The sequence below is a fragment of the Aminiphilus sp. genome, assembly GCF_029975095.1.
In the GTDB taxonomy this organism is placed as follows: domain Bacteria; phylum Synergistota; class Synergistia; order Synergistales; family Aminiphilaceae; genus Aminiphilus.
The window spans coordinates 19,909-31,475 of record NZ_JARKPW010000154.1; the positions used below are offsets into that span (position 1 = coordinate 19,909).

The following is an 11,567-nucleotide window of genomic DNA, read 5'->3' on the forward strand; positions in this document are numbered from 1 at the left end:
GATGGCGCCCCGAGACCGCACTCTCGGGGAGAACGACGCTCGTCACCGATTCCGCAAGGCAGGAAACGCATGTTCTCTCGTTCCGCCACATTCATTTCTTCCGGAGGAGGCTTTTCCCCATGATCGAGAAGTTTGAAGGAGTAACGGTCCTGACCAAGGCAAACGTCTATTTCGACGGCAAGGTGCAGAGCCGCACCGTTCTCTTCGCCGACGGAAGCAAGAAGACCCTGGGAGTCATCCTGCCCGGAGAGTACGAGTTCGGCACGGCGGACCGGGAACTGATGGAGATGACCGCCGGAGTCGCCTCGGTGGTGCTGCCCGGCCGGGAGGACTGGCAGTCCTACGGTCCGGGGCAGTCCTTCGGCATTCCCGCGAACAGCAAGTTCAAGTACCGCTGCGACGAGCCCACGGAATACGTCTGCACCTACTTCAAGGACTGATCCCGCTCCACCTTGTCCACACGGAAAACACTGCACGGCGCCGGAAGAGAATTCCTTCCGGCGCCGCGTCGTTGTTTGCCTGGATCTGCCTTCGCCATGCAGTCGGGAGATTGTGTTCGGTGTGTTGCGGGCGAACACGGCGCTCGGTATCACAAGACTTGACGCAAAAAGTGACGAGGCGTATAAATAACCTGGAGGTTATATTTATGTGGGAGATCGAATACACCGACGAATTTGAAGAATGGTGGAACACGTTGTCCGAAACAGCGCAAGACAGTGTCGCCGTTCTTGTAATGCTCCTGGAGGAAAAAGGAGTGTCTCTTGGCTATCCTTACTCTTCCGAAGTCAAAGGCGCGAAAAAAGTCCCTCACCTTCGAGAATTGCGGGACGATGTCGATTCCCGGATATTGCGGATCCTATACGCCTTTGACCCGCGAAGAAAGGCTATTCTTCTCATCGGGGGAGACAAACGCGGCGATAAAAACTGGTATGACAGAATCATTCCGATAGCTGAAGACATCTATCTGAACCATCTGGAAGAGATCAGACGAGAGCCGGAAGGAGGCGAGTGCGATGGCTAGAAAATTCAAGGATCTTCTGGCTGCAATGCCCCAGGAGAGACAGGAGCGGATTCGTGAAGACGCGGAACGCAGGTTGCTCATGCTCTCTCTGAGTGAGGTCAGGAAAAAACGAAACATCTCGCAGAAAACACTTGCTGCGAATCTGAATATCACACAACCCGCTGTTTCGAAGATGGAGAGGGAACAAAACGTTGGAATCGAAACACTGAAAAAATATGCGGGAGGCATGGGCGGGGAACTTATCCTGACAGTCTCCTTTCCCGGCGGGGAATCGTACAGGATCGGATAGAACCCTCTGTTCTTGTCCGCCGATTGTGGACACACGGACCGATTCCGATACGGGATCATGCGTTGTGGAGGAAGTGGGATGGGGCGCGGTTGTTGTACCTGGAGAAAGAGTTGTCACAGACACCCATAAGATGCATCTAAAAGGACATCCAGATTGCCGCACATGAGATCACCGCCGCGGCGAGATCGCCGGGAGGTGTGCTTTTGCTTCTCTTTTTTCGCGGAGTAGTGCTCTGCTGCGTCAGGATCTCCGGGGTGTCTGGTTCGTGTCCTTTTTTCCTGAGCTGTCTTGTCTTTCATGACTCATCTTTGATGGGCGTTGTGCTTGCTTATCAGAGTGTCCAGCAAAGATGGGTAAGATCTCTCCGATTGAGATGCTCCAAGTGGTGGTGGCCCTTCTGAGCTTCTACTGCGCCGGGCGGCGTCCTTCGAGGAGGCGGCGGAGTTCGCTTGAGTAGGTGGAGGAGCGTTCCTCCAGCAGGTCGAGGATGCGCGAGGCGGAGGAGATGTCGCCGATCTGGATGTAGGCCTTGGCGAGGTTGAAGTGCTCCAGCTCGGCGGCCTCGTCGCCGGAGGCGTTGGAGAGGATGCGGTTGTAGACTTCGATGGCGCCGTCGTACTGCCCCCAGCTGAAGTAGGCCTGGCCGAGTCTGCGCCAGGCCGTTTCGTTGTTCGGGTCCAGGATGAGGGCGCGGCGGAGGGCATCCACGGCGAGGCGGTACTGCTCGCGCCGGAGGGAGGCTTCCGCAAGGCCGAGCCAGGCGGGAACGGAGGTCGCGTCGCGGTCCGTGGCGGCGAAGAAGGCTCCCGCGGCCTCGTTGGTGCGTCCCAGGGCGAGAAGGGCCTTGCCCTGGCCGACGAGGGCTTTCGCCGCGAGGCTTTCGTCCTTTCGGGCCGCGTCGAGATAGGCGGCGAGGGCGTCCCGCGGGGTGTCCGCCCCGAGGCGAACATCCCCGAGGGCGAGGAGAATTTCTCCGTCGTCGGGAGCGGCGGCTGCGGCGCGGAGGAGCGTCTCCTCCGCCTCGGCGGGATGTCCTGTCCGGGCGAGGGCGATGCCGAGATGTTTGCGCAGGGGCACGTCATCGGGGCGGAGCGAGGCGGCCCGCTCCAGAGCGGAGAGGGCCTGGTCGGGCCTGTTCGCATCGAGAAGGAGGAGTCCCAGAGCTTTCCACGCGTCGGCGGATGCGCCGTCGGCGGCCACGGCGTTCCGCAGGTGCGTTTCCGCTGCGGCGATATCGCCGACGAGCCGGGACGCTTCCGCGGCGGAAACGAGCAGGGCCGGGTCGTGCGGTGTCTTTGCGAGGCCCGCGTTGAGAATCCCTGCGGCCTCCCGGGGGCGGTCCAGTTCCAGCAGGGCCGTGCCGAGGAACAGGGCTTCGGCGGGGTCGTTTCCGGCCCGTGCCGCTGCTTCGGCGAAGGCGTCGGCGGCGCCGGAAGGATTGTTCAGACTGCGGCGTGCCTCTCCGAGGGCCTTCCAGAGGTCGCGTCGCTCCGGCGCGAGGGCCGTGGCGCGGCCAAAGGCGCGCTCCGCTTCGGCGGGGCGGTTGCGGGAGGCCGCGAGGTTTCCCAGGGCGATCCAGCCCTCGACCAGGTCGGGATCAACGGCGACGGCGCGCTCGTAGGCTCCGGCGGCTTCGTCGTCCTGGTGCAGGCGTCGGGCGAGATCGCCCACCCGAAGCCAGGAGGGGCCGTCCTGGGGAGGGAGCGAGGCGGCGCGGGCATAGGCGCTGCGCGCCTCGGCAAGGCGGTCCATGGCTACGCGGGCGTCGCCGAGGAGCTGCCAGGCCTGGCGGGCGAGGGGGTCCCGGAGCACTGCCCGGGACAGGGCTTCCTCCGCCTCGGCGGGGCGCTGCAGTTCGAGGAGGCAGTGTCCCATGAGGAGATGGAGCGTTCCCCAGGGAGCGCCGCCCTCCCGGTCCTGGGCTTTTTGGAGAAGTGCCAGTGCCTGGGCGTACTTTCCGGAGGCGGTGAGACGCTCGCCCCGGCGAAAGAGCTGTTCCGGCTGGTTCGCCCAGTGGTACCAGCCGCCGAAGCCCAAAAGGAGCAGAAAGAGCGCCGCTCCCGCGCCGACGGCGAGACGGCGTTTGCGCAGCCGGAGCGCCTGCTGTTTCGTGGGTGCGCCCCGGGCGGCGGTGAGGGCCTTCTGGAATGCCTCGATGTTCTGGAAACGGTCCTCCGCTCTCACGGCCAGAGCCTTTACAAGGGCCAGTTCCGCCTTTTCGGGGAGTTCCGCCCCGAGCGCCGAGGGGGCGCGCAGGTCGTCCCCGGAGAGGCGTTCCAGCGCCTCCTGGGGAACTTTTCCCGTGAGAGCGCGGTAGAAGGTCGCCGCCGCGCCGTACACGTCAGTCCAGGGGCCCTGACGTCCCCGGGTGCGGTACTGTTCCTCCGGCGCGTAGCCGGGCTTCACCACCACGGAGAGGCTGTGCCCCTCCCCGGCGAGGGAACGGGCGGCGCCGAAATCGAGAAGTTTCACCTGTCCCGAGGCGGTGATGTAGATGTTCTCGGGGCTCACGTCCCGATGGAGCAGTCCGGCCCGGTGCACCTCCCGGAGGGAGTCCAGCACGGGCATGAGGATCTTGAGGGCGGCGTCGAAGGAGATGGAGCCTCCCCTCTGCTCCAGATACTGTTTGAAGGTGATTCCCTCGAAGAAGCTCGTCACCATGTAGGCTGTTCCGTTGGCCTCGAAGAAATCCCGCACAGAGACGATGCCCGGGTGATTCTCGAAGCGCGCGAGGATCTGGGCCTCGTCGAGAAAGCGCCGCAGTCCTTCTTCGTAGATCTCTCGCGGATCGCCTCCGGAGCCGCGTTCTTCCCGGAAGACCTCCACCGAGAGGGTCTGTCCGGCGTTGCGGGTCACGAGGTTGGCGGGGAAGTACTCCTTGAGACAGCAGCGCACGTCCAGGGAAAGGTCGAGGGCGAGGTAGGTGATGCTGAAACCGCCGTGTCCGAGCACCCTTCCCACAAGATATTTGTCGAGGAGGATCGTTCCCGGGGGCAGGTGCAGTGGGCTGGTGCGGCGGATTTCGCCGCCCTCGCCGCAGGCGGGGCAGGGACCGGAGGCGGGAGTGCGCTCCTGGAGGCAGAAAGGGCACAGCTCCGCGGCGCGTTCCCGAGCGGGGCGCACGCTGATCTGGCGGGAGACCGGTTCGTCCCGGTGCGATCGGGCGGCGGAGGTGCGGGTCACCGCCGGTGCGCCCTCTCGATGTCTGCCTCCGTTCACGGAATCGCCTCCTCAGGCAGTGCTCCGCGCACGTGCGAACCTCGCGGAGGTGGAACCCGACGAAAGGAACAAGGGGTCAGCTCTTCCGGTCTTCTTCTCCGGGCGCGGGAAGGTGCACCCGAAGCTCCGTGCTGCCCAGAAGCAGCCTGTCCTGGTCCGAGAGCGGACAGGGTCCCACGATGGCCACGCCGTTCACGTAGGTGCCGTTGGTGGAACCCAGGTCACGGACGAAAAGGCGCCCTTTTTCCAGAAAGAACTCGCAGTGCGTTCCCGAGATGCCCATGTCTCCCTTGAAGACCATGCCGTTTCCCCTGGAGGAGCGCCCCAGGGAAAGTCGGTCCGTCACCACCGCGTCGTAGTGGCGTGACACGTCGGCTCCCTTGAGGACCGTGAGGCGCAGGGAGAGCCCCTCTCCGGCGACGATGCGCGGTGCGGTGCCCGTCTTTTCCGCCACGGGTCCTTCCGGCGCGGGGGACGTTGCCTTCTCCGGCGGGGTGCGTTTGCCGTTCCGGAAGAGCGCCATCAGCACCAGCAGGGCCACACCGGCCCCAAGGGCGAGAAGGGGAAGGTTACGTCCCGGCGAGGGTGCGGGCGTTCCCGCGGCCTGGGGTGAAGGGGAGGTCGGCTTCGGTGCTCCCGTTACGGTGGGGGTGCCGCCCGCTGCGGCGGGCTGCTGTGCGGTGGTGCTTTCCGGCGCGGTGACTGCGGCGGCCTTCAGGTCCGGGGACGCTCCGGCGGCGAGGACGCCCGGAAGGGGAAGGACCCGCAGGTCCGTGCCGTCCGTGAAGGTGCGGCTTCCCACCCGGAGCGTCACCTGCAGGCGGTGTACCTGTCCGTCGGGGACGACCGCCTCCGCGTCGGCGGCGAGGAGATAGACGCCGTTGAGCCGTTCCCGGAGCGTCTCGAAGGCGCCCTTGAACGCATCGGCCTTCTCCACGGTGGTGAGGGCTCCGCCGGAGGTGCGGGCGAACTCGCCCAGAACGGCGAGCCCGTCCCTCTTCGCGTTCGTGAGGGGGGGCAGGGCGAAACCCACGGCGTAGACGGGGATGGGATGTTCCCGCAGAGAGGCGAGCACCTCGTCCCGGGACGTGCCGCCCGGCGCGTCCTCGATGCCGTCGGAGACGACCACGACCACGCGCCGCGGTGGAAGCGCCTCATCGCCGCGGGCGGCGAGGCGAAGCCCCTCGGCGATGCCCGCGTGAAGTTCCGTGCGGTTGTCCGTGAGGGCCAGTTCCTTGATGGCGGCGGCAAGGGTCGCTTTGTCGGCGGTGAAGTCCTGAACCAGGCGAACCCGTTCACCGAAGAGCATCAACGCCCCCCGGTCGGCCTCGCCGAGGGAGTCCGCCCAGGCGGCGAGGGCGTCCCGGATGCGAGAGAACTCGTTCTGCTTGAGGGACTTGGAGACGTCCACGAGAAAGACCACCGCCGTTCCCTCCTCGGCGGCGAGCGGGGCGAAACGGGGATTGTCGAGCACCGTCGCGCCGAGGGTGCAGGCCGCGCTGTCCGGGGAAACGCCCTTGACGGGGCGCTCGTTCTCGTCGAGGAGTTCCACGTAGGCGAGTACCTGCGGGGCTTCCTGCGGTGTCGCGGGCGGGGCGATGCGGGTTCCCACGAGACGGAACCGGGTCGGCTCCGCCGGAGCGCTCTGTGCGGAAGCACCGTCGCTCCAGGTCAAAAGGGCAAGCAGCACGCCCGGTACGAAGAGCAGAAGGAGGAGCAGGACCGGAAGAGCTCTTCCGGCGACGAGGGGCAGTCCCCTCTGGCGGAACGTTCCGGAAGCGCCGGTTTTTCCGGCGACGGGCTTCTGACGGCCTCTCGGTGTCAGTCCCATGAGAAGCGCTCCCCGCAGAGCGGCACGAAGAGAAGCCGCGTTCGCCCCACCTCGATCACGTCGTAGGGCTCGAGTTTTTCCGAGAGGATGACTTCCTCGCCGTTCCGGTAGGTCAGTCCCCGCCCCTCTCCGGCCTGGACGCGGAAGATGTTCTTCCGGGGATCGAAGACGATGAAGGCGTGGTTTGTCCGGGAGATGGTCTCGTCCCCGCGGATGGAGATGTCCATTTGGTCGCTCCGCCCGATGGTGTTCCGTTCGCTCCGGATGCGGTAGTCTCGTCCCTTCTCCGGTCCCTCCACGCAGACGAGCCACCCTGTGACGGGGTCCATTCCGGTCCGGGAGCGCAGATAGGCCACGGTCTCGCCCTCTCTGCCGCCGCCCAGGGCGAACCCCTCGGGGCCTCCGGAAGGCCTGGAGAGGCGCACGGTTTTTCCCTCGTCGTCCTCGGGTGCGTCACCGTTGGTTTCGAGGGGGGTGAAACGGGAGATTTCCTCCTCCAGTTCCTTGACGCCGCAATAGGGGCAGGTGCTGTGCTTCTGTTCGTCGTAGTAGTGTCCCTTTTCGCAACGGATCAATCCCACGGGTCGTCCCTCCTGTCGTCCGTGTCGTTCGCGGCGGTGTCGGCACCGACCAGCACCGCCACGGCGGAATAGTCGTCGAGCAGTTTTCCCTTCTGTCCGTTCCGCTCCGTTTCCCGGAGCAGATGTCCGTAGAGGCGCAGTTCCATCCGGAAAATCCATGCGGCGGGGTCCTCCGTGGCGAGGAGGTCCGCCAGCATCTCCACCTCGGCAAGCCACTCCCAGAAGCCGTCCGTACAGAGCAGAAGCGCGTCTCCGCGCTTCGCCTCTCCGCAGAAGATCTCCGGGGAGAGGTTTTTCGCATTCGGGTCTCCCAGCGCGGCGGTGAGCACGTTTCGCTCGGGATGCCGCCGTGCGTCCCGGAGAGGCACGCGCCCGCTCTCCACAAGGGCCTGCACCAGCGAGTGGTCGCGGGTTCGGGCTTCGAGAGCGCCTCCGCGGAAGAGGTGCACCCGGGTGTCGCCCAGGGAACACCATCCCATGACGCCGTTTGCGCCGATCCAGAGAAGGGCCAGGGTGGTCAGAAGCGGCGGAAGTCCCTCCTCCCGGGCGCGATGCAGCAGCGCCTCGTGGGCTTCCTGAAGGCACCGCTCCAGCGTATGCCCTACCCACAGAGAGCCGTGGCCGGGCGAACCGGGGCATTCCGCATCCTCCCGGTCTGTCGCGTCCGGAGCCGCCTCGCAGCGCCGCCATGCGGCGAGAGCGGTCTCCACGGCGAGGCGGGAGGCGATCTCTCCCCCCGCATGGCCTCCCAGGCCGTCCGCAAGTGCCGTGAGAAGGCCCCGGGAGGAACGCTCCTCTCCCGACGCATCCTCATTATGCCCCGGACGTCTGCCTCTGGAGAGGGTAAAACGGCGCAGCCGATCCTCTTCGGGGAAAGGGGAAAACGTCACGATTTTCCTCCCGGTTCGAGGGCGAGGACGCCCCGTGCCCGTTCCGTCAGGGAGGCGAATCCGCGCTCCAGCTCTGCCCACAGAGAGGCGAGACCTCCGTGTCCGGACGTCCGAGGTGCTTCGGGGCGTTCCACGCCGAGAACCACCACGGTGATGTTGTCCTGGCCGGGTGCGTCCTTGCGCAGCGTCGCCTCCACGAGGCGCTCCGCCTGCGCCTGGGGATGACGCTGCTCTCCGTCGCAGAGGATCGCCGCCGTCTCTTCCTGCGGAAGGAACTTATAGAGCCCGTCGCTGCAGAGGAGGAGCCGGTCGCCCGCTTCGAGGCGAAGGGGGTTCCGGTTGCGGTCCACCTCCGGAAGGACCTCCAGGCCGAGAAAGCTCGTCAGGGCCTCGCGCTCGGGGTGAAAGAGCGCCTCCTCGGGGGAGATACGGCCGAGGAGGACCGAGCGGTCCAGTTCCGTCGCGTAGACGTGATCCTCGGTGAGCCGGAGCAGTTCTCCCTTGCGGGCCAGGTAGAGCCGGCTGTCGCCTGCGGAGATCCACCAGAGGCGGTTGCCGAGGACTGCCGCGGCGACGAGGGTCGTTCCGGAGTCGCCCGCCACGCCGTTCCGGCAGGCCATCTCCAGAACGGCGCGGTTCGCCCTGTGCAGGGAACGGAGGAGGGCCTCCTCCACGGGTTCCTCCGGGCGTTTCACCGCATAGGCTTCGAGCATGGTGTCCGCGGCGAGGAGACTCGCGTCGCCGCCGCACTTCATGCCCCCCATTCCGTCGGCGACCACCGCGAGAAGGCCCGCATGGGCCAGAAAGGCCGCGTGTTCCGGGTCCGAGATGGTGAAGGCGTCCTGCTGTTCCCGGCGTTTGCCCTGGTTCTGGGCGTTGCCCGGAAGAATCACCGGAGCCGTTTCCTCTTCCGGGGCGGGGTTGCGCATGTCCGGGCCGCGCATATCGGGGCGGATCGTCATGAGCGCGCACGCTCCGGGGCGTTGCGGCGTTCTTCGGATGCGTCTCCGGAGGCCTCGCCGGGAAAGAGCGTCACCGTCGTGTTGCCCAGCAGAAGGCGTGCGCCGCTGGTGACGGGGATGGCGCGGTCACCCGGAACGGGTGTTCCGTCAAGAAGCGTTCCGTTGGTGGAGCCGAGGTCCTGCACGGTGAGGGTCCCTCCCGCAAGGTGGAGTTCGCAGTGGCGGTGCGACACCGTCTCGTCTCCGGAAAGGCGCACGTCGCACTCGGCGCCCCGGCCCAGCACGATCCGCTCGGTGATGTCCGCCGCGTAGGCGCCGAGAACTTTGCCGGACCGGGAGATCTCCATGCGGAGTCGCACGCTTCGGTGTTCCTTGCGCGGGGTTCCTGTTCCGGCTTCCGTTCCCTTCCTCCGCTGTTCCCGGGGGAGCAGGAGGAGCGTCGTGATCGCGATGAGCGCGATGCCGCCGAGGAGAATGGAGAGCAGGGGAGTCAGTCTCGGCGAGGCGGGTTTCTCCTCGGATGTTTTCCCGGAGGTTTCGGATCCGGTGGCGGCCGTACCGGGCGTCGGTTCCGGCGCGGCACCTCCCGTCTTTGCGGAGGAGGGACTTGGCGTTCCGGCCTTTGCCGTCGCGGGTGCCGTCGCCTCCTTCGTTGCTCCGGGAGCTTGGATCGTTGGAGCCGCGTCGGTTTCCGAAGAGGTTTCCTGAGAACGCTGCGCTTTCGGAACGGCGACGCCGGCGGTGCCTGCAGTGTCCGAAGGAGTTCCGCCCCGGAGGGTGCTCTCGGGAGTCGCGGCAGTTTCCGGGGCCTTCTCCGCCGGAGCGGTTCCTGCCGGGGGTGTTGCGGGCGTGTGCGTCGTTTCTCCCGCGCTCTCCGGTGTTCCGTCGGGCGGAGTGACGCCGGAGGCGTCGTCCGACGGGGGTATCTGTTCCGCCGGGGTGGCCCCCGAGGTGGAGGCGGGGCGCACTTCCGAAGGAAGAAGGCGCAGCGGGGCCGTGTCGGTGAGGGTGGCATCCGCAGTCTTCAGGGAGAGGAAGAGACGCTTCAGCGATCCGTCGGGGGAGGCGTCTTTCGCGTCGAGGTCCACCACGAGGGTGTCGTCGATGGCCCGTCGCATGGCGGTGAAGATGGCCTCGACGGGTGTTCCGTCGGGCTGGAAATAGGCCCCTCCGGAGGCTGTCGCCAGTTCTCCCAGAAGGCGCAGGTGCTCCCGTTTCTCTTCGTTCAGAGGAGGGGCGAAATAGCCGAGGGCGAAGATGGGAGGGGCGCCTTCTTCCATGCGGCGCAGGACCTCTGTTCGGGTGATGCCCCCGAGCATCTCGTTCTTGCCGTCGGAGAGGACCACGATGACCTTTCGGGACGGGAGTTCCGGGTCGAGGCGTTTGCCCATGTCCAGTGCCCGGGCGAGGCCGCCGTGGAGTTCGGTGAGCATGTCCGTGGGACGGAGCGTCTTCACCGTCGCCCGAAGGTCCTCGGAGTTGCCCTCGAAGTCCCGGAGAAGCTGAACCCGTTCGCCGAAGGTGACCACCATGGCCCGGTCCTTCGGACCCATGGTGTCCACCCAGGCGGAGAGGGCGGTGCGCATGTCCGCCAGTTGGGCTTCCCGAAGGGATTTGGAGACGTCCACGAGAAAGATGTAGGCGACGCCGTCGTCCGCTCTGGAGAAGGGGCGCACCGAGCGGACCGGAAGAGGCGTGTCGTCCAGGCGTGCCTGGAGCCTTTCCGGGGAGATCTCCCCGGATGTCGCGCTTTCCCGGGGGAGCGTGAGGAAAATCCGAATCCGGGGATATTCCGAGACGACCTGGCTCGCCCGGAAGGAGCGGAGATCGTCGGCGGCGGCGGGTCGAGCGTCGGTACGAAGCGATACCGTAAAGGAAACGCCCAGAAGAAGCGCCCACAGGGCGAGGTGGAGTGGTCCTTTTCTTCTGAGCCATTCGAACCAGAGGAGTCCCTGTCTCATGGAGTGCCTTCCTCCTTCGTGGCGTGCACGGCTTTCCGGAGCGGCGTTTCCCGCAGCGAGGAGACGGGTCCGAAACACGCTGTTCCGATTATACCCAAAAACATCTCGTCTGGTCATTTCCCTGCCCCTCGCGTAGAATGGAACGCGTCGGGAAATGTCGGCCCGGAGGCATGTCCGGCGACGCGACGTGAAAGAACACAGAGGAGGACGTTTCGATGGACTCGCGGGAAGAACGGCGTGACGCGTCTCCGCCAAGGGTTCTTGTCGTGGAGGATGAGGTGCTCACTGCCCTGGATCTCCAGGCCTGCCTGGAGCGGGCGGGATACCGCGTCGTGGACCTCGTCTTCTCCGGGGAGGACGCGGTGCGCCGCGCCGCGGAACTGAAACCCGACCTGGTGCTCATGGACATCACCCTCAAGGGGGATCTGGGTGGTATCGAGGCGGCCCGGCTCATCCAGGGTAATGGGGGCGTGTCCGTCATTTTTCTCACGGCCCACACGGACCAGGAAACGCTCGCCCGTGCCCGGGAGTCGGCGCCTCGGGCCTTCATCACCAAGCCCTTCGTGGAAAGAGATCTTCTCGACAAGCTCGCCGCCGTCCTGGCGTGATTTCTCCGGGGCGTTTTTCGCCCGCGCCGTTTCTGTTTGCGCCTCTCTACCGGGCTCTTCCGAATCTTTCGGAGAAGCCCGGTATTTTTATTTTCCTCCGCACTGTGCCCGTGCCCGAAACCACGTGTTTTGCGACGGGCGTTTCGCTTTCGGCGGGCAACAAGGAGCATGCGTTGCAAGAGTACCCATAACGGGGCTCAAGGGC

The 11,567-nt window shown here is 65.9% G+C and carries 10 protein-coding genes; 4 read left to right on the forward strand and 6 right to left on the reverse strand.

The window, feature by feature from the left end; all coding sequences use genetic code 11:
* Window positions 1-119: 119 nt before the first annotated feature.
* The 3 genes from Q1K49_RS09445 to Q1K49_RS09455 all read left to right on the forward strand — a co-directional run bounded on the left by Q1K49_RS09445 (window position 120) and on the right by Q1K49_RS09455 (window position 1,310).
* Window positions 120-440: a pyrimidine/purine nucleoside phosphorylase gene (locus tag Q1K49_RS09445; protein ID WP_213693883.1), complete on the forward strand. Its 321-nt coding sequence runs from the start codon at window positions 120-122 to the stop codon at window positions 438-440.
* A gap of 206 nt (window positions 441-646) precedes the next feature.
* Complete coding sequence (locus Q1K49_RS09450) at window positions 647-1,021, forward strand: type II toxin-antitoxin system RelE/ParE family toxin (protein WP_300525487.1); 375 nt, start codon at window positions 647-649, stop codon at window positions 1,019-1,021.
* Window positions 1,014-1,310, forward strand: coding sequence for a helix-turn-helix domain-containing protein (locus tag Q1K49_RS09455; RefSeq protein WP_300525489.1), 297 nt, complete (start codon window positions 1,014-1,016; stop codon window positions 1,308-1,310). Before Q1K49_RS09450 ends, Q1K49_RS09455 begins: the two co-directional genes overlap by 8 nt.
* 405 nt (window positions 1,311-1,715) lie before the next feature.
* On the opposite strand, the gene Q1K49_RS09460 is transcribed toward Q1K49_RS09455, so the two are convergent.
* From Q1K49_RS09460 to Q1K49_RS09485, 6 genes are all read right to left on the reverse strand, one after another.
* Window positions 1,716-4,529 (reverse strand): tetratricopeptide repeat protein, encoded by a 2,814-nt coding sequence (locus Q1K49_RS09460; RefSeq protein ID WP_300525491.1) that lies wholly within the window; start codon window positions 4,527-4,529, stop codon window positions 1,716-1,718.
* 76 nt (window positions 4,530-4,605) lie between these two features.
* Window positions 4,606-6,360: a VWA domain-containing protein gene (locus Q1K49_RS09465; RefSeq protein WP_300525494.1), complete on the reverse strand. Its 1,755-nt coding sequence runs from the start codon at window positions 6,358-6,360 to the stop codon at window positions 4,606-4,608.
* Window positions 6,351-6,941 carry an FHA domain-containing protein gene (locus tag Q1K49_RS09470; RefSeq protein WP_300525497.1) on the reverse strand — a complete coding sequence of 197 codons (591 nt, stop codon included), beginning with the start codon at window positions 6,939-6,941 and terminating at the stop codon, window positions 6,351-6,353. Before Q1K49_RS09470 ends, Q1K49_RS09465 begins: the two co-directional genes overlap by 10 nt.
* Window positions 6,932-7,831 carry a PP2C family serine/threonine-protein phosphatase gene (locus tag Q1K49_RS09475; protein ID WP_300525499.1) on the reverse strand — a complete coding sequence of 300 codons (900 nt, stop codon included), beginning with the start codon at window positions 7,829-7,831 and terminating at the stop codon, window positions 6,932-6,934. Before Q1K49_RS09475 ends, Q1K49_RS09470 begins: the two co-directional genes overlap by 10 nt.
* Window positions 7,828-8,793 (reverse strand): protein phosphatase 2C domain-containing protein, encoded by a 966-nt coding sequence (locus tag Q1K49_RS09480; RefSeq protein WP_300525502.1) that lies wholly within the window; start codon window positions 8,791-8,793, stop codon window positions 7,828-7,830. The genes Q1K49_RS09475 and Q1K49_RS09480 overlap by 4 nt, the downstream gene beginning before the upstream one ends.
* On the reverse strand, window positions 8,790-10,754 hold the full coding sequence (locus Q1K49_RS09485) for an FHA domain-containing protein (protein ID WP_300525504.1): 1,965 nt from the start codon (window positions 10,752-10,754) through the stop codon (window positions 8,790-8,792). Before Q1K49_RS09485 ends, Q1K49_RS09480 begins: the two co-directional genes overlap by 4 nt.
* Window positions 10,755-10,969: 215 nt before the next feature.
* Between Q1K49_RS09485 and Q1K49_RS09490 the strand changes: the two genes are divergently transcribed.
* Window positions 10,970-11,362: a response regulator gene (locus Q1K49_RS09490; protein WP_300525507.1), complete on the forward strand. Its 393-nt coding sequence runs from the start codon at window positions 10,970-10,972 to the stop codon at window positions 11,360-11,362.
* The last annotated feature ends 205 nt before the right edge of the window (window positions 11,363-11,567 follow it).